Below are 26999 nucleotides of genomic sequence, written 5' to 3'. Positions count from 1 at the left end.
ATCGTACCATGCCAATTGCACGTCCATCGTCGGGCCGGTGCAAGGCGAGGATCGGCGATGAAGTGCCGACCGGATTGATTGACATCGATCCATCGCTGGCGAGTCGCGACTTGCGCAATATACTCTTCACGGTCGGACTCGGATAAACGGAGGGCTTGTCGTGCGTCTTGTATTCAGTGCCATGTTTCTCGCGCTAGGGGCAGTTTCTGCCGCCGCGAATGAGACGCTCGATCTAAAGGGTTTGAGCCCCAAGACCGGCAAAACATCCAGCCTGCCGAATTGCGAGAATATCCCCTACGATACCGCCAATTGCGTGCGCGCCCTCGCCTGCCTTGGCACCGAAGGCGTCTACTTTGACGGGCAGGCACATGGATGGGATACGGGCGTGGTCATCGGGTTTCTCGACGATGGCACCAGTTGCACCGGAGAATGGGTCGCCGGCGGACCGAGCACCCCTGGGCGCGCAAGTCTGCAATGCGAAAACGGTGTCGAAGCGAACGTGCTCTACCACACGCTGGACAATGAAACCGGAACGGTGATCGGCAGCGGACAGGACAGCCTCGGCCGCGAGATCACGGTCTGGTCGGGAGAGAAAGTGCTGGAATTCCTCATCGACCCGCGAGATGACAGGCCGGTCCTGCCTTGCGGCCCGGCACCGATCCCGATCAGCTAGAAAGTACGCGCGACGCGTGCTTTGCCGTCACGAGTCCTGCTGGTCGGCGAAATCCTTATGGATGTATTTTGCATCGCAATAACCGCACTCGACCCAGCCGGTGTCATGCGGGATTTGCAGCCAGACGCGCGGGTGCCCCAGCGCCCCCTCGCCGCCGTCACAGGCGATACGGTAGCTGTCCACGATTTTGGTTTCGGGCGCTTGCGTTGCCATCTGCTGCGTTTCCTTCATTGGCATTTTCCACTAGGTGCGGTTTAGGACGACATGGCCAAGGGGGCAAGAGACAGCGATGACACAGGGCGCCATTGAGATCGAAGGATTGAAAAAGACGTATTCCGGCGGCAAGGAAGCCCTGAAGGGCATCGACCTGACCGTGCCGCGCGGATCGGTCTTTGGATTGCTCGGGCCCAATGGCGCGGGGAAGTCGACGCTGATCAATATTCTTGCCGGTTTGGTGACCAAGTCATCGGGCAAGGTGACGATCTGGGGCTGGGACCAGGATGTGAACCCGCGCCAATCGCGCGCTTCCATCGGCGTGATGCCGCAAGAGCTGAACCTCGACCCGTTCTTCACCCCGCGCGGCGCGTTGGAGGTGCAGGCAGGTCTTTACGGCGTCCCCAAGTCAGAACGTCGGTCCGACGAAATTCTCGACATGATCGGCCTCTCCGACAAGGCCGAAGCCTACGCCCGGACCTTGTCCGGCGGCATGCGGCGGCGGCTATTGCTGGGCAAGGCGCTCGTTCACAGACCGCATGTCCTTGTGCTGGATGAACCGACCGCGGGCGTCGATATCGAACTGCGACAAATGCTTTGGACCAATGTGCGCAAGCTGAACAGGGAAAACGGGATGACCATCATCCTGACAACGCATTACCTCGAAGAGGCCGAGGAGATGTGCGACGAGATCGCCATCATCAACCACGGCGAGGTCGTCGCGCGTGACAGCACCAGCAACCTTCTTGGCGCGCTTGACGCCAAAACGATGATCATTCAACCCGACGCCGAGATCGGTCAGTTGCCCAAGGTCGACGGGATCGGTGTGACGACCCGCGAGGACGGGACGTTGGCCGTCACCTACCGCGCACGGCAAACGTCGGCAGAGGATGTCCTGTCGATGCTGCGCGACAATGGTGTGCGTATTCGCGACGTGCGGACCGAGCAGGCAGACTTGGAAGACGTGTTCCTGTCGCTGACCCGCTCGGCCTGATAGGCTCTGGAAAAGCGCTTAGCGGGCCGGTTGCAACATCCGGCCCAATCCTCGGCCGCCCAACACATGAATATGCAGGTGCGGCACTTCCTGAACGCCCGCCTCTCCGGCGTTCGAGATGACCCGATAGCCGCCGTCCTCGAGCCCTTCTTGCTTGCACACTTCACCGACGGCGCGGTTGAAATCCACGATCTCGGCATCGCTGGCCTCACGCGCGAAATGATCGAAGCACACGTAAGGTCCCTTCGGGATCACAAGCACGTGTACCGGCGCTTGCGGTTGAATATCGCGAAACGCCAACGTGTGTTCCGTCTCGAGAACAGTGTCGTTCGGGATCTCGCCTCTCAGGATCTTGGCGAAGATATTTTGATCGTCATAGACATAGGCCATGGGGGCTTCCTCAGTCTGCGAATAGATGGTCGGTACGGGCGATTTCGAGCGCCTGTTCCGGGGCGATGGTCAGAAAGCTCGCCAGAGACGCTGCATTCACGTCAATGCTGTCTTCTTCGCGAATCCGCTGATGGTTCTCGAACTCCGCGTCGCGGATCCGGTCGCTCTCATGCAGAATGTCGTTGCGGATCGTCGGCAAGAGCCGCTCAAGCGTTTCCTGCGGCGTCCGCTCCCCGGCAAGCCCGACGCGCATGGCGTGACCGATCAGATAGTCATCGGTAAATGTGCAGTTGATTTCCAGAAGGCGCGTCGTCGCGCGATCCCGGCAGAAATCTTCGAGCAGATCGAGGTTGCCCGGATCCATACAAACGACCATGCGATCCGAATCGTAATAGTCGAACAGCATCCGCATCAGCGACCGCCGATGCCGGTGTCGCTTGCCCAGGGTCGTCTGGATCCCACCCATATCCGGCAATTCCGTGTCCTCTTCGTTGAAGAGGTATTCGATGCACGGGATGTTGGTAAGCTGGCGGATACGCGTCACCAACCGCTTGGCGACATGCCATTTCTTGCACACCACGATCAGCAACTCGCGTTCGCGCCCCAGGGTGCTCTCGGTCTCCCAGAACCGCGGTGCGAAGCGGCGGCCAATACGGCCTTTTCCAGTAAGGAACTTATAAAGCGACCGCCCTTCGTTCGAAATCTCGAAATTCACGTCCTTGGCGGAATACAGGCTGCCCAGCCGCTCCTTCAGCTGCAACGCCTCTGGGCTGATCTTGCGCGCGAACAGGAAGTCCTGCGTCAACAGGAGATCGTAGTGATCGTTGTAGAACGTCACCGGCATCCCGTAGTCCGAGAACATCAGAAAGGTAAGGGTGCGGCACTCGATCTCGCGCTCCGGGACGAGGTGCCGTACGAGGGTTTGGAAAAAGGTTTCGTCGGGAATCCACGTGGTGCTGAAAAAACGCTTCACATCCGGTCGCTTCTTGCAGAAATCAAGGATCGCCTCGACCGTGCGCCGCCGCAGACACCACCACTGACTGCCGATCTGGATCTCCAGGTCCTCGGGGATCTCGCGAGTCAGGCCAAAGCGCTGCTGCAAATGGAAGCTCTTGTAGAAAATCCATTTCTGCGTGCGCTCGTTGAAGAAGTGGCGATAGATCAGCCGCTCTTCCTTCATTCCGGTCTTGATCCAGTCCGACGCGAAGAAATCGAAACTCTCGATGAAATCGGCGTCCATCCGGTCGAGGTAATCATGCGCGTATTCGGCCGTCTTGATCGCCTGGCAATCGCCGGACAGCATGTAGAAATGGGTCGCCCGCGGAAAAGCATCGACGGCGGCTTCTACGGCGTAAAGCGTGGCCTGCACCAGCGACCACTCTCCCCAACCACATTTGATCCGTTTTTTCGCAAATGTGACGTTAGGATTGTCGGACAGCGCCGTCTTAATCGTCCGGTAGGCAGAGGCATCGGCACGCGCATCGAAGTGGATCGAGATGTAATCCCCGACCGCAGTCAGGCTCAGAGCCTGCCGGATGATTGCGTCGGGATCCTTGTGACACAACAATATAAAGGCGATATTTGCCATTCAGCTCGACATCTTGCCTATTATTTTCCTCTTTCTGATAGTGATAAGCGTGTTCAGTGATTGAATAAACCGACTTTCTTTGATTTTTTGTTTACGTTACCGGACGACAAGAGCCCGGAACGAGGCTGGAGGCGGCAGAGTATGGGATTTCCCGGAACGTGGATGACCGAGAGCGAAAGCATGGTCTATCGCGTCGTGCCCAAATGCGCATGTTCGACCATTGGTCAGATCATGTTCTATTCCGATCACGGAGAGTTCTTTGACGGGGACATCCATGATGCCCAAAGGGGCCTGCACAAGTGGGCTTTGGACCCAAGCAAGGATGCCATCACGAAGCGCATTCAGGCGCATGATACCTACGCCTTCACCTGCGTTCGGAACCCCTACACCCGCATCCTGAGTTCGTTCTTCGACAAGATTTGCGGCATCCAGCGGAACGGAAAGCGGTATCGCGGCAATCTCGTCCCGCTCCTGATCCAGAAATACGGGATCGAGGTTGGCGGCGAGGACGGCAAACAGGAATTTGACCAGATCAAAAGCTTCCGGCGTTTTCTGCTCTTCGCCCGCGACACCATTCGCTGGCGGCGCCCGATGGACCCGGACATTCACTGGTCCGCAATGTCAGGCCATGTCAGCACGTTCATCGTCAACGGTGGCCGGTACAACAACATCTTCTGGACGGAAAACTTCAACGACGGCATGGCCGACGTGCTCGCCAACGTGAAAACGAAGAAGAAGATCGATCTAAAGAAAATCCCGCGCTTCAACGAAAGCGAGGGGCACGGACCGAAACGCGCCCATCCGGTCGAGGATTATTTCGACGATCTGTCGATGCATCTGGTGTACGAAATCTACAAAAAGGATTTCGAACTCTTCAAATACGACTTCGAAAACCCCGGCAACAAGATGCCCGTGGCCGAGATCGACCTTGACGAGGTGCACGCCAAGCTGGGCGACTAGCAGAAGCTTCAGGCCGGTTTCTTCGTGTTTCGCTCAACAAAGCGCCGCACCATAGGAGCGACCACAAGAACGGTCGGAAGCGCCACGAGCCAGCTAGCGAGCCACGCCGACAGCCACACCCCGATGAACCCATCTATCAGTCCTGTTGCACGAAACGTGGCGACGAAGGACACGATGAGCGACATCAATCCGGACAACAGGAACCCAAAGGCTACCAGGGCAAGGCGTGGAGGTATCATGATCGGCTCGTTTGCTTTTGATAAATTCTGGTTTCAGAATGTGATCTGGCGCCACCGACCGCAAGGGTATCCGACTTTAAGTGTCGGGTAATTCCGACGACGGGATGATCGGAAAGAACTGCCCGCCCGACCAGACACCGAACCAGCTCTGACCATCCACCTCGTGATGCGCACCGCACTCGACCAGCCGATAAAAGCTCTTTCGGTCGATCAGCGCTTCGAGATTGGCCCGAACCAGAACATAGGGCGACGGCTCTCCGGTTTCCGCGTCACGCTCTACCCGGATGGGATGGTCGGGTCCGGCGACCGCCGTATCACCGACATGGGTCGTAAAGGTCAGCACCTGCGCCTCGCCCTCCCCCGAAACTTCGAAATCCGTGGCCACGAAAGGCGCGTCCTCGACGGTGATTCCCACCTTCTCGACCGGGGTCACGAGGAAATATTTATCGCCGTCTTTACGCAAAATGGACGAAAACAGCTTCACCAAAAGCGCGCGTCCAATTGGCGTCCCAAGGTAGAACCACGTGCCATCCCGTGCGATCCGCATGTCGAGATCACCGCAAAACGGCGGATCCCACAGGTGCACCGGTGGCAAACCTTTGCTCTTTGTGGCGCGAACTGAGGCAGCAATGCCTTCAGCGGACGGAGTAACACGATCTTGTTCGCTCATTGCTTTTGCCATTTCCCCTTTGCGCGTTACACTTTCTTGAAACCTACTTAATGCGCAAGGGAGTCACGTCATGGTCGCAGCCGAAGATTTGGTCGCCGAGATCGAAGCGCTGGAAGAAAAGCTGGCGCAGGCCAAGACGGCGATCACCCGTCGGTTCATCGGTCAGGAACGTGTGGTCGAGCTCACTCTGACATCGCTTCTCTGCGGTGGTCATGGCTTGCTCATTGGCCTACCCGGCCTCGGCAAGACACGGCTTGTGGAAACGGTGTCCACCGTAATGGGCCTCAATGGCAACCGGGTTCAGTTCACGCCGGACCTGATGCCGGCCGACATCCTTGGGTCCGAAGTGCTGGAAACCGGGGCCGATGGCAGCCGCGCTTTCAAGTTCATCCAGGGCCCGATCTTCTGTCAGCTTCTCATGGCGGACGAGATCAACCGAGCCTCGCCCCGCACACAGTCCGCTCTGCTTCAGGCGATGCAGGAAAAGGTCGTCACGGTCGCCGGCGAAACCCGCAAATTGGATGCGCCGTTCCATGTTCTGGCCACGCAAAACCCCATCGAACAGGAAGGCACCTACCCGCTGCCCGAAGCGCAGCTTGACCGCTTCCTTGTGCAGATCGACGTGCAATATCCCGACCGCGCCACCGAAAAGGACATTCTCCTTGCCACCACCGGCGCGGAAGAGGCCGAAGCCTATGGGGTGTTCACCGCCGATGAGCTGATCGCGGCACAAAAACTGTTGCGCCGGATGCCCGTGGGCGACGCAGTCGTCGAGATGATCCTCGACCTCGTGCGCGCGTTCCGTCCGCATGACGAACTCGCCGGTGCCCGCGTGAAGGACACCGTCGCCTGGGGCCCTGGCCCGCGCGCCGCTCAGGCGCTGATGCTGACCGTGCGCGCACGTGCGCTGCTCGAAGGACGGCTCGCCCCGGCACCGGAAGACGTGATCAACATGGCCCGCCCGGTGCTGACCCACCGTATGGCGCTGACTTTCTCGGCACGCGCGCGGGGCGAAGACCTTGGCAGCCTGATCGACGAAGTCGCGCACCGCATGGTGGCGACCGAGGCCGCTGCGTGACACCCGTCACGGCCCTCCGTCAACGCTCCGAAGAAGAAGCGGCCAAGCTCCCCGCGCTCCTCGCGCGGGCCGAGCATTTGGCCGGAACCGTTCTGCTGGGCGAACACGGGCGGCGACGCTCGGGGTTGGGCGACGACTTCTGGCAATACCGCCCGATGCAACAGGGCGACGCGCTTCGCGATATTGATTGGCGGCGGTCCGCCCGCAGCGACACGCAGTTTGTGCGCGAACGCGAATGGCAGATTGCGCAAAGCGTCATTCTCTGGGTCGATCAGGCGGCCTCCATGCGCTTTGCCTCCGACACCAACCTGCCAACCAAGGCAGACCGCGCCCGCACTTTGGCTCTGGCCATTTCGATCCTGCTGATCCGGGGTGGGGAACGCGTTGGTCTGACAGGGTTCGACCTTCCGCCCCGGCGCGGTCAGGCCCAGATCACGCGGCTCGCCGAAATGCTGTCAGTCGATCAAGGCGACGACTACGCCGAACCCGAAGCCCGCGGCATGATCCCGCAATCGCGCGCGATCTTTTTCTCGGACTTCCTCGGCGATCCCGCCCCGATCGAAGCGGCGCTGACAAAAGCCGCCGATCGCGGCGTGCGCGGTGCCTTGGTTCAAATCCTGGACCCGACCGAAGAGCATTTTCCCTTCGACGGCCGCACGATCTTTCAAAGCATTGGCGGCGGCATTGTCCATGAAACGCTCAAGGCAGGCGATCTGCGCAGCCGCTATCTCGACCGGCTCGCAGAGCGCAAGGATCGCCTCGACCAGCTGTCACGACTGACCGGCTGGCAATATCTCTGCCACCACACAAGCGAGAGCGCGCAGACCGCGCTGCTCTGGATATACCGGGCTATGGATGGGGCCCACGGATGACGTTATTCGGAATCGGTTTCGCAACACCCTGGCTTCTGCTGACGCTTCTTGCGCTGCCGATCCTCTGGCTGATCCTGCGCGCGGTGCCGCCCGCACCGATCCGCCGTATGTTTCCCGGCGTGGTGCTCCTGCTTGGCCTAAAGGACGACGATCAGGTCAGCGACCGCACGCCGTGGTGGCTTCTTCTGCTGCGCATGTTGGCTGTTGCAGCGCTCATCATCGGGTTGGCCGGGCCGATCCTGAACCCCCAGACCGACGATATCGCCGCCAATGACGGGCCGCTTCTCGTCGTGATGGACGGGTCCTGGGCCAGCGCGGCAAGCTGGCGGGCCCGGACACAGGCGCTTGACGGCTTGCTCGCGCAGGCCGCGCGCGACGACCGGCGCGTTGCGCTGATCAAGCTGACCGCCCCGGAACCCACAAGTTTCCAGACGGCAGACGACCTCCGTGCCCGTCTTATCGGTCTCACGCCCGACCCGTGGGAACCCGGCGAGGCGCAGGTCGACCGCGCCCTGACCGTGTTGCCCGAAGGCGATTTCGACACCTACTGGATGTCAGACGGCCTGGAACGCGACACCCGCGTCGCGCTGTTGGAAACACTTGAGGATCGCGGGACAGTAACCGTTTTCCAGGCGGGTCAGTCGATCCTCGGCCTGACCCCCGCCCGGTTCGAAGACGGTAATATCGTTCTTACAGCACTGCGTGCCCAAACCGGCAGCGAAGGTGAGGTCACGATCCTTGCGCAGGGCCGTGACCCGGCAGGCAACCCAGCGGTTCTGGCCCGTGCAACCGCCCTGTTCGAAGCGGACTCGGCCACTGCGGAAACCGCGCTCTCGCTCCCGTCAGAACTGCGCGCACGGATCACCCGCTTCGAGATCGAAGGCAACCGCAGCGCCGGGGCCACGACACTTCCCGATGACAGCCTGCGCCGCCGCGAAGTCGCCCTCATGGCAGGCCGCGAGGATCGTGAAGGGCTGCAACTCCTGTCGCCTTTGCACTATCTCGAAAAGGCGCTGGAACCGACGGCAGACCTGCTCACTGGCTCGTTGATGGACATGATCCCGGCCAACCCGGACGTGATCGCGCTCGCCGATGTGGCAACGCTGGGCGCCGCCGAAGAAGAGGCGCTTCTCGAATGGCTCGAAGACGGCGGCATCCTCTTGCGCTTTGCAGGCCCTCGCCTTGCCGCCAGCGACATCAGCCGCGACACCGAAGACCCGCTCATGCCCGTCCGCCTGCGTGCCGGCGGCCGCAGCGTCGGCGGCGCAATGAGCTGGGGCGAGCCCAAGTCGCTTGCCGAATTCAGTGAGGACAGCCCGTTCTTCGGCCTGCCCGTTCCCTCCGACGTGACCGTGACCGCGCAAGTGATGGCACAACCCGACCCGGCCTTGGCCGAGCGCGTGATTGCTCAGCTCAGCGATGGCACCCCGCTTGTCACACGCAAGGCGGTGGGTCAGGGCCAGATCATCCTGTTCCATGTCACCGCAAACGCCGAATGGTCCTCGCTGCCGCTGTCCGGCCTCTTCGTCCAGATGCTCGAACGTCTCGCCATCGCCGCAGGAAGCGGCGCCCAGCCCAGCGCAGACGACCTTGCCGGAACGATCTGGCAGCCGAACATGGTTCTCGATGCATTCGGAACGCTCACCGATGGCAGCACCCTTCCCGGCGTCAGCGGCGAAAGCCTTGCCGAAGCGCCGCTTGGCCCGTACCTGCGCCCGGGCCTTTACCAAAGTCAGGATCGCGCCTTGGCCCGCAACGTGTTGACGGCGGATGCCACGCTCACCCCTGCAACCTGGCCGTCCGACATCAAGGTCGAAGGGCTCACGCAATCCGAAGAAACGCCTCTCGCGGGATGGCTGCTCGCATTGGCGATTGCGCTGCTGCTGGCCGACATCATTGCCTCGCTCCTGCTGTCGGGCCGCCTGTCCGGCCCGCGCGCCACCACCGCCGCAGGTGTCGCGCTTGCGCTGCTGCTGATGCCGGGCGCACCGGCTCAGGCACAATCCACCGAGGACCAGTTCGCGCTCGCCGCCACTGCAGAGGTGACGTTCGCCCATGTCATCACCGGCGACAACACATTGGACCGCACGGCGCAAGCCGGGTTGCGGGGCCTGTCGGACACGCTTTTTTTCCGCACCTCCGTTGAACCGGCCGACCCGGTTGCGGTGAACCTCGAAACCGACGAGCTAGCGTTCTTCCCGTTCCTCTACTGGCCCATCACGCCGGACCAGCCCACCCCTTCGGCCGAAGCCTACGCCAAGCTGAACACCTACCTTCGGTCCGGCGGGATGATCATGTTCGACACCCGCGACGCCGACATCGCCCGCTTCGGCACCGGCAGCCCGAATGGCCGCAAGCTGCAACAACTGGCGGCACCGCTGGACATTCCCCCGCTCGAGCCGATCCCGCAGGATCACGTCCTGACCCGCACCTTCTACCTGCTTCAGGATTTCCCCGGCCGCCACAACAGCACCGATGTCTGGGTGGAGGCCGCCCCGCCCGATGCAGAGCTTGTCGAAGGCATGCCGTTCCGCAACCTCAACGACAACGTGACCCCCGTGATCATCGGCGGCAACGACTGGGCGGCGGCTTGGGCGATGGATGAACGGGGCAATGCGCTCTTCCCCATCGGGCGCGGCTACTCGGGCGAGCGTCAGCGCGAGATCGCGTATCGCTTCGGGGTGAATCTGGTCATGCACGTGCTGACCGGCAACTACAAATCCGATCAGGTTCACGTGCCTGCACTTCTTGACAGATTGGGCAATTGATGACCGGCTCCATCGTATTCGATCCTCTTCTTCCCTGGGTGATCATCGCCGTTCTCGCGGGACTCGCCGGGCTTGGCGTTGCACTCGCCTTGTGGCGCGGGTTGCAAGGCTGGGCACTTCGCGCACTGGCCGCGCTGGTGGTGTTGGCCGCGTTGGCACAACCGTCCTATCAGGTCGAAGACCGCGCGCCCCTGTCGAACATCGTCCTCATCGTCGAGGACAAAAGCGCCAGCCAATCGTTGGGCGACCGCCTTGACGAAACAACAGACGCCGCCGGGCAGTTGGCATTGCAATTGAACGCGCGCGAGAACACGGAAATCCGCCGGATCGAGGTAGGCGATGGCGATGGCGATACCGGCACGCTTCTGATGTCGGCCGTTTCCGACGCCCTCGCCGAGGAACCGCGCGGGCGGATTGCGGGCATCTTCCTGCTCAGCGATGGGCGCGTGCACGATCTGGAACGCACACCTGACCTTCCTGCGCCTCTTCACCTTTTGCTCACCGGCAAGGAAACCGACTGGGACCGCCGCCTGATCGTCAAGAACGCCCCCGCCTTTGCGATCCTCGGTGAACCCGTCACCCTGACTCTGCGTGTCGACGATGACGGCGCCGCACCGGAGGAAACCTCCACCGTGATCGACATTTCCGTCGACGGGGAAGAGCCGCAGCGCTTCGACATGCCTATCGGTGAGGATATCGAGCTGCCCATCACGCTGCCCCACGGCGGGCTGAACGTGATCCAATTCACCGTCCCCACCGCCGAAGGCGAACTCACCGACCGCAACAACACCGCCCTGGTGCAGATCAACGGCGTCCGTGACCGCCTTCGCGTTCTGCTTGTCAGCGGCGAACCCCATGCAGGCGGCCGCACATGGCGCAATCTGCTGAAGTCCGACAGCTCGGTCGATCTGGTACATTTCACCATTCTCCGCCCACCGGAGAAGCAGGATGGCGTGCCGGTCACCGAGCTGTCGCTGATCGCTTTCCCGACACGCGAGCTGTTCCTGGAAAAGATCGAGGATTTCGACCTCATCATCTTCGACCGCTACAAACGCCGCGGCATCCTCCCGGCGATCTATCTCGACAACGTGCGCAGCTATGTCGAAGAGGGCGGCGCGGTTCTCATCGCCGCTGGTCCCGATTTCGCCAGCGCCGACAGCATCTACCGCTCACCCCTCGCGGACATCATCCCGGCCGAACCCACCGCACGCGTGATCGAACGCGGCTACCGTCCGGGCATCACCGATCTGGGTGAACGCCACCCGGTGACATCTGGGCTCACCGGAGCCGACACATGGGGCCGCTGGATGCGCCAGATCGAGGTCGCCCCGATTGGCGGCGATGTCGTGATGAGCGGTATCGACGACAAGCCCTTGCTGGTACTGGATCGCGTCGGCGAAGGCCGCGTCGCCCTGCTCGCGTCGGATCACGCGTGGCTCTGGTCCCGCGGGTTCGAGGGTGGAGGCCCGCAGCTCGACCTGCTGCGCCGCCTTGCCCACTGGATGATGAAGGAGCCCGAGCTCGAGGAAGAAGCGCTCTGGGCCGAACCCACCGGTCAGACCATGCGGATCATTCGCCGGACGCTGGACGAAACCATCGGCACCGTCACGGTCACGCGCCCCGACGGCACCGAGGAAGAGATTACGCTGGAAGAGGTCACTCCGGGCCGGTTCGAGGCGCTCTACACCGGCCCCGAAATCGGCCTCTACCGCTTGGCCGAAGGCGATCAGGAGGCCGTCGTCGGCCTTGGTCCGGCGGCACCGCGCGAATTTGAACAAACCATCGCCAGCGGAGATATCCTCGAACCGGCAGTCGACAGCACCCGTGGCGGCGTGCGTCGTCTCGAAGAGGGCTTGCCCAGCATCCGCGCCGTCGGCGAAGGCCGCCCCGCCGCAGGTCGCGGCTGGCTTGGCATCACCCCGCGCGAGGCGTTCGAGACGCTGGACGTGACCCAAACCCCCATGCTGCCCGGCTGGCTCGTCCTCCTGCTCGCCTCCGGCCTGATCCTCGGCGCATGGCTTCGCGAGGGACGGCGCAGCTGAAGTGTCTGTTCCAAAGAATTGCGTTTCTTAATAAACTGTTAAAGGGACCGGATCGGACCCAATGTTTCGCGCGCGAAACAATAGGGCCGGTGCGGACCTAATTGACCTTCGGACAAAAAAAGACCGGCCCAGATGGCCGGCCTTTTACTTCGTGACGATTTGATATCGCGATTAGCCGCCCAGTTGTTCGTCGAGGATGCCCTGGAACTCGCTATAGCTCATGTTGGAATAGGTCTCGCCGTCGATCACGAAGGACGGGGTCGAGTTGATGCCGTGTTCCTCGGCATTGGCCTGGTACCACTCGATCAACGCGCGCGCCTTGTCACCGTTGCTCAGGCAGGCTTCGAGCTGATCGTTCTCGATCCCCGCAATGCGCCCGATCTTGCGCAGCTCGTCGGCGATCGCCGCTTCGGACCCCGCACGGGACCATTCGCTCTGGGTGTCGTAGATCATCTCGGTGATCCCGAAGAACCGATCCTCACCGCCGCAGCGGGCGACCAGGGATCCCCAGAGACCGTAGCGGTCGAAGTAAACCTCGCGATAGGTGAACTTGACCTTGCCGGTGTCGATATAATCGCGCTTCAGGTCCTTCAGCACGGTTTGATGAAAGGTCGCGCAATGCGGGCAGGTGTAGGACGCGTATTCGATGACCTCGACCGGGGCATCCTCGGCTCCCAGCACCATCTCCTGAATGGTGATGTCCGCCGCGTCGCTTTCCTGCGCGTTCGCGGCACCCGGCAGGACGATGGTTTGCCCGTTCACTGTGGTCGTAGAGCCTGTACCTGCGACCCACCAGCCTGCGCCTGCCACGAGGGCTGTCGCGAGTGCAATCGTCATCAAGCGTTGTTTCATGAAGAAACCCTTTGTTCTGTTTGTCGTGGACCTAGGTCCGATTTTGCGTTTTTGAATAGACGTTCGTGGCCAGACGTTCCAGTGCGGCGCGCAGGCCGTCGTCCTGAACATCACCGGCCAGTTGCTGCGCCTGAGGCGACACTGCCGCCAGCGAATCGTCGCGCGCCGTTTTGGGGCGGTGGTCAAAGCTCACCTGCCCCTCGGAAAATCCGGTGGAGGCCGTCTGGGTGATCCTGATCTTGGAAATGGCGTTGTAGCCGTAGACCGCGTTCACCCGCTCGCGCAGCTTTTCCTTCTGCATCTCGAGGATCGGCGCGTTCGCCCCGGTGGTCAGCAGGGTGAGCGTCGCACCAAACCCGCCGCGACCGTACTTGACCTCAACGGGTCGGCTCATGGATGCGATGTCGTCTCCCGCGATCTCGGACCAGTGGGTCAGGAGCCGCGATTGCGCAAAGCCACGCGTCTCGGACGTCTTGCGGATCTGCGTCTGCAAGAGGCTCGACGTGCGTTTGAAGCCCCTTGTGTACCCGGTGCGCGGCGGCATGTTTGACTCCCCTATTCGAACGCTATTCTAGTGATCCGACGCCACAGCAACCAGCCCGTAAATGAAAGCCGAAATCAAAGGTATGTCAGACCTGCGTGATGCACCCGATCCAGAGCTGCTTCTGGAGTGGTACGACAGGCACGCCCGCGCGCTGCCCTGGCGCGTCGGTCCTGCGGCGCGGGCGCAGGGCATCCTCCCCGATCCGTATCGCGTGTGGATGTCCGAGATCATGCTGCAACAGACCACCGTTGCCGCCGTGAAAAGTTATTTCGAGGCGTTCACGGCCCGTTGGCCCACCGTCAGCGACCTCGCACAAGCCGAGGATGCCGATGTGATGGCGGCCTGGGCCGGGCTTGGCTACTACGCCCGCGCCCGCAACCTGCTCAAATGCGCGCGTGCGGTGCATCACGATCATGGCGGCGTCTTTCCCGACACCTATGACGGCTTGATCGCCCTACCGGGGATCGGCCCCTATACCGCCGCCGCAGTTGCCTCGATCGCGTTCGACCGGCCAGAGACAGTTCTCGACGGCAATGTCGAACGAGTGATGGCGCGGCTCTATGACGACCACACGCCCCTGCCCGCTGCGAAACCCGTGCTGATGGAATACGCCTCGGCCCTGACACCTGCGGATCGTCCCGGCTGCTATGCGCAGGCGGTGATGGACCTCGGCGCCACGATCTGCACCCCGCGCAACCCGGCCTGCGGTCTTTGCCCGTGGCGGCGCAATTGCGCGGCATGGGAGGCGGGTACGGCAGGGGAGTTGCCGAAGAAATCGCCGAAGAAAAGCAAACCCACCCGGCTTGGCATTGCCTATCTGGCGCGTCGGGTTGATGGCGCATGGCTGCTGGAACAGCGCCCGGACAGCGGGCTTCTGGGCGGAATGCTGGGTTGGCCCGGCAGCGACTGGGGCGACGCCCCGCAAGAGGACCCGCCCATCCGCGCCGAATGGCGCACCCTGCCCACCGAGGCGCGGCATACCTTCACGCATTTCCACCTGAAGCTGACCGTCAAGACCGCGCTGGTGCCGATGGACCGTGCGCCGATACGGGGGCATTTCGTCGAGGCCGACACGTTTGACCCCGACGACCTGCCGACCGTCATGCGCAAAGCCTATGCGCTGACCAAAACCGCCTGACGCAGCGCAACGTCAGTCTTGGTGAAATCGGGTGCGGGCTGATAGACTTCGCAAAAATCAGGGCACCTGACCATGTCTGACAGCACATTACACACCTCGTCCAATCGGCTGCCGTTCCGGGCCGCCCTGCCCTTTTGGCTGTCACTGTTCATGATCCCGCTGGTTCTGTCCGCCGCGGTGATCGGAGGCGTCTGGGTCGTCGTGCCGATCCTCGCCACCTGGGGCGTCTTCGCGACGCTGGACGCCGCCCTCGGGCTGGACACCGACAACCTCGATCCGCAGACCAAGGAAAGCGCGCTTTACTGGCATCGGATGATCACGCTGATCTGGGCGCCGCTGCAATTCGCGATGATCTTCGGCCTGATCTGGTACGTGCCCCGCGCCGATCACCTTGGCCCTCTCGAGATCTATTTCGTGACCATCGGCATGGGTGTTCTGTCGGGCAGTGTCGGCATCGTCTACGCGCATGAACTCATGCACCAGCGCAACAAGCTGGAACGCTGGCTGGGTGATCTGCTCATGACAATGGCGCTTTACGGGCACTTCCGCTCGGAGCACCTGCTGGTGCATCACCGTTATGTCGGCACGCCGCGCGATCCGGTGACCGCACGCTACAATGAAAGCTTTTGGCGGTTCTATCCGCGCGTTCTCAAGGGCTGCCTGAGATCGTCGTTTCGCGCCGAACGCGACATGCTTGCGCGCAAAGGGTTGCCGTGGTGGCACCAGAGCAACCCGTTCTGGCGCTATTGGGGCCTGCAAACTGCTTTCCTGCTGCTCGCTTTCCTGATCAGCGGATGGCTCGGGGTTCTGATCTTCGTGCTACAGGCGCTGGCCGCGATCTTTCAGCTCGAACTGGTGAACTATGTCGAGCATTACGGGCTGACGCGCAAATATCTGGGTGACGGCAAGTACGAACACGTCAAGCCGCGTCACAGCTGGAACGCGTCGCACAAGGCGTCGAACTGGTTTCTGATCAACCTGCAACGCCACTCCGATCACCATTACAAGCCCGACCGAAGGTTCCCATTGCTGCAAACCCATGACGAGACCGAGGCGCCGCAATTGCCGTATGGCTATCCGGTGATGACCTTTTTCGCACTGTTTCCCCGCAAGTGGCGCGCCATGATGAACCCCCGCGTGAAGGCCTGGCGCGAGCGGTATTATCCCGAGATCACCGATTGGTCCGCGTACAACAAGGCCCGGCAAGGAATGTGATCCGGCACCGGGCCTGAACTCTTCGAAGAGTTCAGGGCAATCCTTCGAAGGATTGCCCCGCGCTCAAAGCTCCTTGAGCAGCGCCTCGCCGCCGGACACCTCGCAGACGCCCGGGCTTTCCTCGACATGCAGGGTCGTGACGGTGCCGTCATCCACGATCATCGCATAACGCTTGGACCGCGCGATCAGACCCGCGGGCGGCGCGTCGAACTCCATCCCGATGGCTTTGGTGAACGCACTTTCGGCGTCGCCCAGCATGGTGATCCCGGCCTCGGTCGCGCCGGTGGCCTCGCCCCAGGCTTTCATGACGAAGGGATCGTTGACCGAAACGCAGATGATCTCGTCCACGCCTTTTTCGGCGAACTGATCCTTGGTGCGGATAAAGCTGGGCACATGCGCTGCGTGGCAGGTCGGCGTGAACGCGCCCGGAACGGCGAAGACGACGACCTTCTTGCCCTTGGCGTGATCCGCCAGGGACACCGGTTCGGGCCCGTCTGCCCCCATTTTCACAAGTGTGGCCTCTGGCAGCGTATCGCCGGGTGCAATTGTCATGGTCGGTCCCTCGTTGATGAATTGCATTTACGTTGCTCACGCATATAGGGTCCGGCGCAAAGAGACCAATGGCCATGTGCAAAAAGGTTCCCGGATGAAACATGTGATTGTTGTCGGTGCCGGTCAGGCAGGCGCCTCTTGCGTGGCGCGCCTACGGTCCAAGGAGTTCGACGGGGCGATCACTCTGATCGGCGAAGAGCCGTTTCCGCCTTACCAACGCCCGCCGCTGTCCAAAGCCTATCTGTTGGGAGAGATGGAGCGCGAAAGGCTCTACCTGCGGCCCGAGAGTTTCTATGCGGAACAGGACATCACCCTGCGACTGGGTGCACCCGTAACGGCCATTGACCCTGCGGCGCAGACGCTGACCGTCGGGGGCGACGTGTTGCATTACGACGATCTGGTGCTGACCACCGGATCCACCCCGCGCCGTCTACCCGCATCCATCGGAGGAGACCTCGACGGCGTGATGGTGGTGCGTGGGTTGCGCGATGTCGATGCAATGTCGCCGCGCTTTACCCATGGGACGCGCGTGCTGATCGTCGGAGGCGGCTATATCGGGCTTGAGGCGGCAGCGGTGGCGGCCAAGCTGGGGCTACGGGTGACATTGGTTGAAATGGCAGATCGTATCCTGCAACGGGTCGCGGCACCGGAAACCTCTGACTTTTTCCGCAGGCTGCACCGCGATCACGGCGTCGACCTGCGCGAAGGGGTCGGGTTGGATCATCTGACCGGCGAAGCGGGTCGCGTGACCGGGGCGGTTCTGGGCGATGGCAGTACGCTCGATGTGGACTTCGTGCTGGTCGGTGTCGGCATCACGCCGAACACCGCGCTGGCCGAGGCCGCTGGCCTGCGGATCGACAACGGGATCGCGACCGATGCGCAGGGGCGCACGTCCGATCCGCATATCTGGGCGGCGGGCGATTGCGCGTCCTCCCCTTGGCAAGGTCAACAACTTCGCCTGGAAAGCGTGGGCAATGCGATTGATCAGGCGGAATGCGTGGCGGACAATATTCTTGGGGAGGGCCGCGCTTACGAGGCCAAGCCGTGGTTCTGGTCGGACCAGTACGATGTGAAGTTGCAGATCGCCGGGCTGAACACCGGGTATGACCGTATCGTCACGCGCAGCGGAGATGACGATGCGCTGTCGCATTGGTATTATGCGGGCGACCGGCTTCTGGCCATCGACGCGATGAACGATCCGCGCGCCTACATGGTGGGCAAACGATTGATCGAGATGGGCAAGTCACCCGATCCCAAGACGATCCGTGACCCCGATACGAACCTCAAGGCGTTGCTGAAGGCGTGAGGATCATCGCCGGTCTCTATCGCGGCCGACCGCTTGCCAATATCGGCAAGGGCGATCCCGGTGCGCATCTGCGCCCAACAACGGACCGTGTGCGCGAAAGCCTGTTCAACATGCTGGCGGGCGGGCGCTTTGGCGACCCGTTCGAGGGCGCGCATGTGCTGGACCTGTTTGCAGGGACGGGCGCGCTGGGGCTCGAGGCGCTGTCGCGTGGTGCTGCGTCGGCGGTGTTCGTGGATGACGGGCGCAAGGCGGTTTCGCTGATCAAGGAGAACCTCAAGCTGTTGCGCTGCGAAACGGGCCGCGTGATCGCGCGGGATGCAGCGCGGTTGCCACCCAATGAAGGGGACCCTGCCACGCTCGTGTTTCTCGACCCGCCTTATGGCAAGGGTCTGGGACAGAAGGCGCTGGCCTCTGCGGTAGCGGGGGGCTGGGTCGCCGATGGTGCGCTGATCGTCTGGGAAGAGAACACGCCGCAGGTGGCACCCGACGGCTTCACCCGGCTGGACACGCGCAAGTATGGCGACACCCATGTGACGGTGTTGCGATTTGGGGATGCGCCAGAGGCGTGATAGGCTTTGGCCCATGACGAGTTTTACACCGACCGTTCGCGACCTTCTCGCAGTGCAGGATGCCCCCGGGGCAGACACGGGCACGCCTAGGAAAGACGGTCCCGTTCTGATGGCCGATTGCACGACGCCACTGGCCGGGGAAACCCTGCTGTCCCTTCTTTGGAAGCGCTGGGACAAGGAGAGCTGACCCACCCACGGGCGTTTTTGCGGCGACGCAAAAACGACGCGGCCTCGAGGCCGCGTCATCCGTTCCGCTTTATCCGTCTGTCGCGGATGCCGTGCCTTGCGCGGCTTCCATGGCAGAGCGCGCGTCTTCGACCAGTTGCGCGGCGTTCAGACCGCGCGCAGTCATCTCGGCGATCCACTCCTGCGTGACCTCGTCGCCCAGCGCGACGATCCGTGCTGTCTCTGCTTCGCTCAATGTGGCGATCTCGTTTCCGGCCTCTTCCATCACCGCGCGTCCATCGCGATCTCCGGTGTCATGAGCGCGGCCTGCCATGGCCGAGGTTTCCGGCCCGGAATTGGCGTCGATCACCGCTTTCAGATCATCGGGCAAGGCGTCGTAACTGTCCTTGTTCATCGCCCAGATGAAATAGAGGTTGTAGAGCGACTTGTCGCCCGCCACGTCGGTATGGCTGTCGGTCAATTCATCGAGCTTGAGCGAGGGCGACATTTCCCATGTGATGACGCCGCCATCGACCACGCCTTTGGACAGCGCCTCGGGGAATTGCGGGACCGGAAGGCCGATGGGTTCCGCGCCCAGCTTGTCGAGCAACAAGGTGGCCGGGCGCGAGGGGCCGCGCAGTTTGAGACCGGCGAAATCCTCGACCGTCTCGATGGCGGGTCCGATCTTGTGAACCAGCCCCGGTCCATGCATGTGCGCGGCGATCAGGTGCACGTCGGCGAAATCGTCCATCAGGTGCTGCTGCGTAAAGGTCCACGCCGCGCGCGAGGCTTCTTCAGCGCTTTTGCCGACCATGAAGGGCAGTTCCAACGCCTCGGCCTCGGGGAAGCGGCCTGGCGTGTAGCCGGGAATGACCCAACCGCCGTCGATGACCCCGTCGCGGATCAAGTCATATTGCGCGGGTGCTTTGCCGCCGAGTTGCATGAACGGGTAAATCTCGATCTTGATCCGGCCGTTCGATTCGGCTTCGACCTTTTCAACCCAAGGGTCGAGAAAATATTTCGGATTCGCGGAGTTGGGCGACACGAAATGCTGGAAGCGGAGGGTCACTTCCTGTGCGATCCCTGTTGTTGCGGTGAGACCAAGCATGGCGGTGAGTGCGGCAGTCTTGAAGAAACTCATGGATCCGCGGCTCCTTTTTGAAGCTGGAGTTAACGCTGCTGCGGTGCAGCGTGCGCTACATCTATGCCTACGGCGCGACAGTTGCAAATCACTCGCAATTTCGCAGCACAGTCACTTCGGTACAAGGCATTGCGACCATTCGGAAAATTCGGAGACCGGGGGAATTGCGCGCAGCGGTTCCCCCAGCCCTACACTGAATATTCCGAATTGCAGCGAACCGCACAAAAATGTTATTCACGAATTTGAATTTATCTCTGGGAGGAGACACCATGCTTTTGCGCCCGACCCGTCGCGCTTTTCTGAAAACCGCCGCTGCCATGCCCGCTTTCGCCATGCCCGGCGCGCAGGCGCTTGCCGAACTTGGCGGACCGGAGGGCGGCAATCCGGGGTATTTCCGCTTCACGATGGGGGACGCGAAGATCACCATTGTATCGGACGGCTATCTGAGCCTTCCCACCGACGGGCTTGGCGTCAACGCGGACCCCGCTGAGGTGCAGGCCTTCCTCGCGGCGCATTACCTGTCGACGGAAACCAACACGTCGCACACCAATCACCTGATCGTCGAGATTGGCGGCAATACGGTGCTTGTCGATGTCGGATCCGGCAACCGGTTCATGGACACCGCCGGTCGACTTTGGGCGAATATGGATGCGGCCGGCATCGACGCTTCGAGCATCACCCATGTCGTCATCACCCATGCGCATCCGGATCACATCTGGGGCATTCGCGACGATTTCGACGAAGCGATCATCCCCGGCGCCGCCTACTATCTTGGCGAGGCTGAGCACGATTACTGGATGCAGGACGGTCTTGCGACCCAGGTTCCCGCCGACTTGCAGCAATTCGTCGTGGGCGCGCAGAACTCGATCAACGTGGATGGGGCCGAGTGGGAGCTGATGTCCGACGGGTTCGAAGTGGTTCCCGGTGTGCGGGTGATCGACACCCCCGGCCACACCCCCGGGCATATGGCAGTCATCGTCGAAAGCGGCGGTCAGCAATTGATCGCTTTGGGCGATTCCATGAGCCACGCCTACACCAATTTCGTCCACCCCGAGTGGTACAACAACTTCGATTCGGATGGCGACCAGACCGTCGCGACCCGCAAGCGGTTGCTGGATATGGCGGCAACCGACCGGATGGCGGTTCTGGGCTATCACTTCCCCTTCCCCGGTGTCGGCCATGTCATGCGGGATGGTGAGGCCTACAGCTTTGTTCCCGCGCTCTGGAAGTTCGACTAGAGCCCGGCGGCCCGAAGATTGGCGGCGCGGTGGGACCACAGGATATGTCCCAACGCGCCCAAAGCCGTGATCCCCGCTGCGGCACCAAGCCATGTCAGGTCGCCAACCGTCTGCACCATACCTCCAAGCGCTGACCCGGAGGCAGTGCCGACATAGATGGCGGCCGCGTTCAGAGCGAGCACGACACCGGCCAGATCGGGGGCCAGTTGCAGCAGGCGCACCTGTTGCGGCGCCACGAAGGACCATCCGAACGCGGACCAGACGAAAACCAGCACGAGAAGCATGCCCTCGCCGATGGGCAACCCCGAGAAGATCGGCATCAACACGATTTGCCCGAGGCATAACAGCACGAGCGATTTGACCGACCCAAGCCGGTCGGTCAGCACGCCACCGATCAGATTGCCCGCCACGGCCCCGGCACCGAAGAGCAAAAGAACAAGCGTGATGCCGTCCCGACCGTAGCCCATCGTCTGCTCGAGCAGGGGCGCGAGATAGGTGAAGAGCACGTAGATCGCACCCAGAAAGCTCGCGGTGAAAAGCACCGCGACCATCACCAACCCGTCCCTGAGCGCACGACCCAGATCGGAGAGGGACACCGGCGTGAACCGCAACCCGGCTGGGACGCGCACCCAGATCAGGACCGTGAACAGCACGGCAAGGACCACCACGATCCAGAACGCCGCGCGCCAGCCAAAGGTAAAGGCGATCCACCCGCCGATGGGCACGCCCAGGACTTGTGACAGTGTCAGCCCGAAGTAGAACGTCGCGAGCGCCTTGCCCTGAGATTTGCTCGGGGCCAAGGCCGCCACCACAGCCGCACCAACCGGCGTCACGACACCGGCCCCTGCCGCTGCCAGCGCGCGGGCGATGTAGAGGACAGTCACGTTCGGAGCCATTGCGGAGAGAACCGCGCCCAGCGCGAACAGCCCCATGCCCGCCGCGATCACACGCCGCCGCCCGATCCGCCCGGTGAGCGACACCAGAAGCGGAGACAAGACGGCATAGGCCAGCGCATAGGCGGTCATCGCGCCACCTGCCGCGGCAGTGCTGATCGCGAGATCCTCGGCCAATAGGGGAACCATGCCGATCACGACGAAGGCACCCATGCCGATGACAAAATTGCACGCCGACAAAAGCGCGATGAGACCGACCGGCGGTCGGCTTTGGTCTCTATGTTCTGTCACCGACGCCTAACCTTCGCGCGGCGCTGATGCGCGGCTGAGTCGGTCATTGATGGCGATGCCAAGCCCTTCGTGCGGGATCGGGGACACGGCAATGACCTTTGCCCCTTGCGCGTCCAGTCGGTGCAGGTAATCGAAAAGATGCGCTGCCGCCTCGACCAAATCTTCGGTCTCCGACAGGTTCAGGTCGCAGTCCACATCCCCGAACCCAAGGCGGGCTTCGCCGGGTTCCCAGTCTGTCGCGTTCAGCCGGACCAACGCGTCGGGCGCGTAGTGCGACATCAATTGGCCAGAAGCCGAGATCGCCTCTGCCTTGTGACGCACCGCAAGGTGACGCCCCAGGGTTTGTGCGAGCGACTCTTCGGTGATGCCGCCGGGTCTGAGCAGAACCGGCTTGTCGACAAGGCCGACGATCGTCGATTCGACACCCACGGGGCAGGACCCGCCGTCGAGCACGGCATCGACGCGATCGCCAAGGCTTTTGACCACGTGATCCGCCTGCGTCGGGCTGATCTGCCCGGATCGGTTGGCAGACGGCGCGGCGACACCGCGACCCAGAGCGCGCAACACGGCACGGGCGGCGGGATGGGCTGGCAAGCGCACCGCAATCGTATCGAGCCCTGCCGAGACCAACGGCGAGATCAGGCTGTCCGCCTGTTTCCTGAGGACCAGCGTCAACGGCCCCGGCCAGAAGGTCTGCGCCAGCAATTCGGCCTCGGGCGTCCAGTGGACGTGCGACTTGACCGTATCCAGATCCGCGAAATGCACGATCAACGGATTGAAGCTCGGGCGTCCCTTGGCCTCGAAAATACGTGCGACGGCCCTGTCATCGCAGGCGTCACCGCCCAGCCCGTAGACCGTTTCGGTCGGAAACGCGACAAGACCCCCCGCGCGCAGGATGTCCGCCGCTCTGGCATGACCCGCATCGGTGTCGGGCAGTCGTTCTGGCAGTGAGGTGATCATCGGATATGACGCCGCGTTTTTGTTGATGGGCTGGGCCGCATTCGTCAGGGTCGCGTAAAAGCTGCTGGTTGCTTATCGTTCCGACACGGACTTGCCAAGTCGCAGCTGACCTGTCCAGACGCCGAAGGATTGCTGATCATGCCGTATCGCGCCCCTGTTTCCGATCTCCGTTTCCTGCTCGACCACGTCGTTGGCTTCGATCAGGTGACCGCGACCGAGCGGTTCGCCGAAGCCACACCGGAAACCGTCGACGCGATCCTCGGTGAGGCAGGCAAGCTGTGCGAAGAGGTGCTCGCCCCGTTGCAGCGTGTCGGCGATCTGCATCCGGCGCGGCTCGAGAACGGTGTGGTACGCACGTCTCCCGGTTTCGATGACGGCTATCGCGCAATCGCCGAAGGCGGCTGGATCGCAATTGCCGCCGATCCGGACTACGGCGGGATGGGCCTGCCGATGACCATGACGACCGCCGTCAACGACATGATGAGCGCCGCGTGCCTGTCGCTCCAGCTTGCGCCGCTGATGACGCAGGGCCAGATCGAAGCGCTCGAGAATCACGCGAGCGAAACGATCAAGGACCTGTACCTGCCGAAACTGATCTCCGGCGAGTGGATGGGCACGATGAACCTGACCGAACCGCAGGCCGGCAGCGACGTGGGTGCGCTCACGACCAAGGCGGAACCGAAGGGGGATGGCACCTACGCCATCACCGGCCAGAAGATCTACATCTCCTGGGGTGACAACGACATCACCGACAATGTCTGTCACCTTGTTCTGGCACGCCTTCCCGACGCGGTTCCCGGCACCAAGGGGATCAGCCTGTTCCTCGTTCCCAAGCGCATCCCCGACGACAGCGGCAACCCGGGTGTCGCCAATGACCTGAAGGTCGTCAGCCTCGAACACAAGATGGGTCTGCACGGCAGCCCGACCGCCGTGATGCAATACGACGGCGCGACCGGCTGGCTTGTCGGTGAGGAAAACGACGGCATGCGCGCCATGTTCACCATGATGAACAACGCCCGTCTCGGTGTCGGCGTGCAGGGCATCGGCGTCGCTGACGCCGCCTTTCAACACGCGCTGGCCTATGCCGAGGGCCGCAAGCAGGGTCGGACCGAGAACAACACCATCACCGATCACGCCGATGTACGCCGGATGCTCGCCACGATGAAGGCCGATACCTTCGCGGCACGGGCCATCGCGCTGGCCAACGCCGTCGCCATCGACATGGAAACCGCGACAGGCCATGCCGACTGGGCCGCGCGCGCCGCGCTTCTGACGCCGATCACCAAGGCGTTCGGCACCGATACCGGCATTGACGTCGCACAGATGGGCGTGCAGGTGCATGGCGGTATGGGATTTGTCGAGGAAACCGGCGCGGCGCAATTTTCGCGCGACGTGCGCGTGACCGCGATCTACGAAGGCACCAACGGAATCCAGTCGATGGACCTTGTCGGTCGAAAGCTGATGGACGGTGGCGAAGCCGCCTATCGCCTGCTGGACGAGATGGAAGCCGATGCCGAGGCCGCACGGGCCGATCTGCCCGACTTGGCCGAGCCGGTCTGGCAAGCCTGCGAAACGCTCCGCGAGACCACCGAATGGATGGTGGCACAAGGCGCGCAGGACCGCTTTGCAGGGTCGGTTCCCTTCCTGCGCGGCTTTGCCCGCGTGCTGGGTGCCCATTTCCACCTCAAGGCCGCCCGCGCGGACAAAGGCGGCAAACACCACCGGCTTGCCGCCTTCTACATTCAGCGCCTTCTGCCCGAACATGCTGGCCTCCTGGCCCACGCGCGGCAGGGTGCGGATGCTCTTTACGCCCTGAGCCTGGACGATCTGGCTGCATGAAGGATCGGAGCGGAAGCGGCATCAGATACCCGTGGGACACGCCGCCCGAGAACGGTGAGGCAATCGAGGTCGCCGAAGGCGTACTCTGGATACGCCTCCCGCTGCCGATGAAGCTCGATCATGTAAATATCTACGCGCTCGATGACGGCGATGGCTGGACCATCGTCGACACCGGGTTCGCCTCCAAGCGGGGCAAGGCGCTTTGGGCGCAACTGATGGCCGGGCCGCTAAAAGGCAAACCGATCACGCGCGTGATCGTCACCCACCATCATCCCGACCATATCGGCATGGCGGGATGGCTTCAGGCCGAGCATGGTGCAGAGCTTGTCACCACGCGGACTGCTTGGCTGATGGGGCGCATGCTCCAACTGGATGAACAGCCGGTGCCCAGCGCCGAGACCCTGCGCTTCTGGCAGCGCTGCGGCATGTCCCCGGAGATACTCGATAAACGCAAATCGGAACGGCCGTTCAATTTCGCCGATTGCGTCGCGCCGCTTCCGCTGGGGTATACCCGTATCCGTCAGGACGACGTTGTGACCGCCGGGGGGCGCACCTGGGACATTCATATCGGCAATGGCCACGCGCCCGAACACGCAACGCTTTGGTCCCGTGATGACAACCTGGTGCTGGCGGGCGATCAGATCCTGCCGTCGATCAGCTCCAATATCGGCGTCTACGCCACCGAACCCGAGGACGACCCCGTCGCCGACTGGCTCGAGGCGTGCGAACGCCTGTCAACCATCGCGCGCGACGATCATCTGGTTCTGGGCGGACACAAACTGCCCTTCACGGGCCTGCCACTGCGGCTGCACCAATTGATCGAAAACCACCACGGCGCGCTGCGCAGGCTGGAGGCGCATCTCGACACGCCGAAATCGGCGGGCGATTGCTTTGCGCCGCTTTTCAAGCGGAGGATCGGCGAGGGCGAATACGGCCTGGCGCTGGTCGAGGCGATGGCCCACTGCCAGCACCTCTGGCACGAAGGACGCGCGACGCGCCGCTTGGACGACGCGGGCGCCTGGGTGTTCCAGACCAAAGCCTGAGGCCTTCTTTGGGCGCCAAGTACCTCGGGGTGAGGCGCATCTGCGCCGAGGGGCAGCGCCCCTCAACCGGAGGTCTCACCTCCGGCACGCGCCTCTCAGGCGCGTCCCCCTTCGGAAGACAATGCAAGCGGAGAAATGCCAAGACTGCTCAGCGCAGCCTCCCATTTGTCGCCATCGGCGGTGTCGAACACCAAATCGGTGCTGGCGTCGCACAACAGCCAACCATTGGCCGCGATCTCGCTTTCGAGCTGCCCCGGCCCCCAGCCAGCGTAGCCCAGAACGATCAAGCGCTTGTCCGGCCCACTGCCCTGCGCGATGCTTTCAAGCACATCCAGCGTCGCCGTCATCGCGAACCCGTCATCGACATTCAGCGTCGTCATCTCCGACCGGAAATCCGGTGAGTGCAGAACAAAGCCACGGCCCAGTTCCACTGGACCACCAAAGTGGACGCGGATATCCGACAGATTGCCGGTGTTTTCGATGGACAGTTGATCGACAAGGTTCTCGAAGGTCACGTCAACCGACGGCTTATTCACGATCAACCCCATCGCTCCGTCGTCAGAATGGGCACAGATATAAATCACACTGTACTCGAAGCGGGGATCGGGCATTCCCGGCATCGCAATCAGGATCTGCCCTGTGAGATCGGTCATGGTGTCTGTTTGTGTCACGTACCGAACATGGACAGCGCGAGGCGGGGTTGCAAGGGCACAGACGCGATGGGCTCGGACCGGATCGCCAGTTTGTGACTTTTCATCGCGCCGGA

General features: G+C 62.4%; 27 protein-coding genes. 15 read left to right on the top strand and 12 right to left on the bottom strand.

From position 1 onward, the window contains the following. The first annotated feature begins 160 nt into the window (after nucleotides 1–160). Nucleotides 161–673, top strand: a complete 513-nt coding sequence (locus tag Q1B16_RS10050; protein WP_299787408.1) for a hypothetical protein — start codon at nucleotides 161–163, stop codon at nucleotides 671–673. A gap of 27 nt (nucleotides 674–700) precedes the next feature. On the opposite strand, the gene Q1B16_RS10045 is transcribed toward Q1B16_RS10050, so the two are convergent. Continuing rightward, a complete protein-coding gene (locus tag Q1B16_RS10045) occupies nucleotides 701–886 on the bottom strand; it encodes a zinc-finger domain-containing protein (RefSeq protein ID WP_299787855.1) in 186 nt (61 codons plus the stop codon). Between the two features lie 76 nt (nucleotides 887–962). Between Q1B16_RS10045 and Q1B16_RS10040 the strand changes: the two genes are divergently transcribed. After that, the gene (locus Q1B16_RS10040) at nucleotides 963–1880 is read left to right on the top strand and encodes an ABC transporter ATP-binding protein (protein WP_299787405.1); all 918 of its coding nucleotides are present in this window, start codon (nucleotides 963–965) and stop codon (nucleotides 1878–1880) included. An 18-nt stretch (nucleotides 1881–1898) separates the two neighbouring features. Here the strand turns inward: Q1B16_RS10040 and Q1B16_RS10035 are convergent, their stop codons facing one another. Continuing rightward, a complete protein-coding gene (locus Q1B16_RS10035) occupies nucleotides 1899–2270 on the bottom strand; it encodes a histidine triad nucleotide-binding protein (protein ID WP_299787402.1) in 372 nt (123 codons plus the stop codon). A gap of 10 nt (nucleotides 2271–2280) precedes the next feature. Beyond that, a complete protein-coding gene (locus tag Q1B16_RS10030; protein ID WP_299787399.1) occupies nucleotides 2281–3858 on the bottom strand; it encodes a DUF5928 domain-containing protein in 1578 nt (525 codons plus the stop codon). A gap of 141 nt (nucleotides 3859–3999) precedes the next feature. On the opposite strand from Q1B16_RS10030, the gene Q1B16_RS10025 reads away from it, so the two are divergent. Beyond that, nucleotides 4000–4818 carry a sulfotransferase family protein gene (locus tag Q1B16_RS10025; RefSeq protein ID WP_299787396.1) on the top strand — a complete coding sequence of 273 codons (819 nt, stop codon included), beginning with the start codon at nucleotides 4000–4002 and terminating at the stop codon, nucleotides 4816–4818. An 8-nt stretch (nucleotides 4819–4826) separates the two neighbouring features. Here Q1B16_RS10025 and Q1B16_RS10020 read toward each other — a convergent pair whose 3' ends face one another. Together Q1B16_RS10020 and Q1B16_RS10015 are read right to left on the bottom strand one after the other, a co-directional pair. Beyond that, nucleotides 4827–5057, bottom strand: a complete 231-nt coding sequence (locus Q1B16_RS10020) for a DUF2798 domain-containing protein (RefSeq protein ID WP_299787393.1) — start codon at nucleotides 5055–5057, stop codon at nucleotides 4827–4829. Between the two features lie 76 nt (nucleotides 5058–5133). Beyond that, entirely contained in the window at nucleotides 5134–5727 is a 594-nt protein-coding gene (locus Q1B16_RS10015; protein ID WP_299787390.1) for a DUF1285 domain-containing protein, read from the bottom strand. Nucleotides 5728–5797: 70 nt separating this feature from the next. On the opposite strand from Q1B16_RS10015, the gene Q1B16_RS10010 reads away from it, so the two are divergent. The 4 genes from Q1B16_RS10010 to Q1B16_RS09995 are packed head-to-tail and all read left to right on the top strand — an operon-like array spanning nucleotide 5798 to nucleotide 12487. Continuing rightward, nucleotides 5798–6805, top strand: a complete 1008-nt coding sequence (locus Q1B16_RS10010; RefSeq protein WP_299787387.1) for a MoxR family ATPase — start codon at nucleotides 5798–5800, stop codon at nucleotides 6803–6805. Then, a complete protein-coding gene (locus tag Q1B16_RS10005) occupies nucleotides 6802–7677 on the top strand; it encodes a DUF58 domain-containing protein (protein WP_299787384.1) in 876 nt (291 codons plus the stop codon). Before Q1B16_RS10010 ends, Q1B16_RS10005 begins: the two co-directional genes overlap by 4 nt. Next, nucleotides 7674–10445, top strand: a complete 2772-nt coding sequence (locus tag Q1B16_RS10000) for a DUF4159 domain-containing protein (RefSeq protein ID WP_299787381.1) — start codon at nucleotides 7674–7676, stop codon at nucleotides 10443–10445. Before Q1B16_RS10005 ends, Q1B16_RS10000 begins: the two co-directional genes overlap by 4 nt. Further along, a complete protein-coding gene (locus Q1B16_RS09995; RefSeq protein ID WP_299787378.1) occupies nucleotides 10445–12487 on the top strand; it encodes a hypothetical protein in 2043 nt (680 codons plus the stop codon). Before Q1B16_RS10000 ends, Q1B16_RS09995 begins: the two co-directional genes overlap by 1 nt. A gap of 171 nt (nucleotides 12488–12658) precedes the next feature. Here Q1B16_RS09995 and Q1B16_RS09990 read toward each other — a convergent pair whose 3' ends face one another. Beyond that, on the bottom strand, nucleotides 12659–13339 hold the full coding sequence (locus Q1B16_RS09990) for a DsbA family protein (protein ID WP_299787376.1): 681 nt from the start codon (nucleotides 13337–13339) through the stop codon (nucleotides 12659–12661). Nucleotides 13340–13370: 31 nt separating this feature from the next. Beyond that, complete coding sequence (locus tag Q1B16_RS09985) at nucleotides 13371–13883, bottom strand: DciA family protein (RefSeq protein ID WP_299787373.1); 513 nt, start codon at nucleotides 13881–13883, stop codon at nucleotides 13371–13373. A gap of 61 nt (nucleotides 13884–13944) precedes the next feature. Here Q1B16_RS09985 and mutY point away from each other — a divergent pair, with 61 nt between their 5' ends. Both mutY and Q1B16_RS09975 read left to right on the top strand, forming a co-directional pair. Next, on the top strand, nucleotides 13945–15021 hold the full coding sequence (gene mutY / locus Q1B16_RS09980) for an A/G-specific adenine glycosylase (protein WP_299787370.1): 1077 nt from the start codon (nucleotides 13945–13947) through the stop codon (nucleotides 15019–15021). A gap of 72 nt (nucleotides 15022–15093) precedes the next feature. After that, on the top strand, nucleotides 15094–16236 hold the full coding sequence (locus tag Q1B16_RS09975; RefSeq protein WP_299787367.1) for an alkane 1-monooxygenase: 1143 nt from the start codon (nucleotides 15094–15096) through the stop codon (nucleotides 16234–16236). A 63-nt stretch (nucleotides 16237–16299) separates the two neighbouring features. Here the strand turns inward: Q1B16_RS09975 and Q1B16_RS09970 are convergent, their stop codons facing one another. Further along, nucleotides 16300–16788: a peroxiredoxin gene (locus Q1B16_RS09970; RefSeq protein ID WP_299787364.1), complete on the bottom strand. Its 489-nt coding sequence runs from the start codon at nucleotides 16786–16788 to the stop codon at nucleotides 16300–16302. A 94-nt stretch (nucleotides 16789–16882) separates the two neighbouring features. On the opposite strand from Q1B16_RS09970, the gene Q1B16_RS09965 reads away from it, so the two are divergent. The 3 genes from Q1B16_RS09965 to Q1B16_RS09955 are packed head-to-tail and all read left to right on the top strand — an operon-like array spanning nucleotide 16883 to nucleotide 18850. Further along, complete coding sequence (locus tag Q1B16_RS09965) at nucleotides 16883–18094, top strand: FAD/NAD(P)-binding oxidoreductase (protein ID WP_299787361.1); 1212 nt, start codon at nucleotides 16883–16885, stop codon at nucleotides 18092–18094. After that, the gene (rsmD, locus tag Q1B16_RS09960; protein ID WP_299787358.1) at nucleotides 18091–18663 is read left to right on the top strand and encodes a 16S rRNA (guanine(966)-N(2))-methyltransferase RsmD; all 573 of its coding nucleotides are present in this window, start codon (nucleotides 18091–18093) and stop codon (nucleotides 18661–18663) included. The genes Q1B16_RS09965 and rsmD overlap by 4 nt, the downstream gene beginning before the upstream one ends. Before the next feature lie 13 nt (nucleotides 18664–18676). Further along, nucleotides 18677–18850, top strand: a complete 174-nt coding sequence (locus Q1B16_RS09955) for a hypothetical protein (protein ID WP_299787355.1) — start codon at nucleotides 18677–18679, stop codon at nucleotides 18848–18850. 69 nt (nucleotides 18851–18919) lie between these two features. On the opposite strand, the gene Q1B16_RS09950 is transcribed toward Q1B16_RS09955, so the two are convergent. Then, nucleotides 18920–19969: a TRAP transporter substrate-binding protein gene (locus Q1B16_RS09950; RefSeq protein WP_299787352.1), complete on the bottom strand. Its 1050-nt coding sequence runs from the start codon at nucleotides 19967–19969 to the stop codon at nucleotides 18920–18922. A 269-nt stretch (nucleotides 19970–20238) separates the two neighbouring features. On the opposite strand from Q1B16_RS09950, the gene Q1B16_RS09945 reads away from it, so the two are divergent. Continuing rightward, nucleotides 20239–21207: an MBL fold metallo-hydrolase gene (locus tag Q1B16_RS09945; RefSeq protein WP_299787349.1), complete on the top strand. Its 969-nt coding sequence runs from the start codon at nucleotides 20239–20241 to the stop codon at nucleotides 21205–21207. Here Q1B16_RS09945 and Q1B16_RS09940 read toward each other — a convergent pair. Further along, a complete protein-coding gene (locus Q1B16_RS09940; protein ID WP_299787346.1) occupies nucleotides 21204–22391 on the bottom strand; it encodes an MFS transporter in 1188 nt (395 codons plus the stop codon). The genes Q1B16_RS09945 and Q1B16_RS09940 overlap by 4 nt on opposite strands. A 6-nt stretch (nucleotides 22392–22397) precedes the next feature. Then, the gene (locus Q1B16_RS09935; protein WP_299787343.1) at nucleotides 22398–23351 is read right to left on the bottom strand and encodes an L-threonylcarbamoyladenylate synthase; all 954 of its coding nucleotides are present in this window, start codon (nucleotides 23349–23351) and stop codon (nucleotides 22398–22400) included. 138 nt (nucleotides 23352–23489) lie between these two features. Here Q1B16_RS09935 and Q1B16_RS09930 point away from each other — a divergent pair, with 138 nt between their 5' ends. Beyond that, complete coding sequence (locus Q1B16_RS09930) at nucleotides 23490–25190, top strand: acyl-CoA dehydrogenase (RefSeq protein ID WP_299787340.1); 1701 nt, start codon at nucleotides 23490–23492, stop codon at nucleotides 25188–25190. Further along, nucleotides 25187–26233 carry an MBL fold metallo-hydrolase gene (locus Q1B16_RS09925; RefSeq protein ID WP_299787337.1) on the top strand — a complete coding sequence of 349 codons (1047 nt, stop codon included), beginning with the start codon at nucleotides 25187–25189 and terminating at the stop codon, nucleotides 26231–26233. The genes Q1B16_RS09930 and Q1B16_RS09925 overlap by 4 nt, the downstream gene beginning before the upstream one ends. Before the next feature lie 95 nt (nucleotides 26234–26328). On the opposite strand, the gene Q1B16_RS09920 is transcribed toward Q1B16_RS09925, so the two are convergent. Beyond that, nucleotides 26329–26886: a YqgE/AlgH family protein gene (locus Q1B16_RS09920; RefSeq protein ID WP_299787334.1), complete on the bottom strand. Its 558-nt coding sequence runs from the start codon at nucleotides 26884–26886 to the stop codon at nucleotides 26329–26331. Between the last annotated feature and the right edge of the window lie 113 nt (nucleotides 26887–26999).

Source organism: uncultured Marivita sp., assembly GCF_947488135.1.
Lineage (GTDB): Bacteria > Pseudomonadota > Alphaproteobacteria > Rhodobacterales > Rhodobacteraceae > Marivita.
This window is presented reverse-complemented; position numbering and strand designations above follow the sequence as displayed.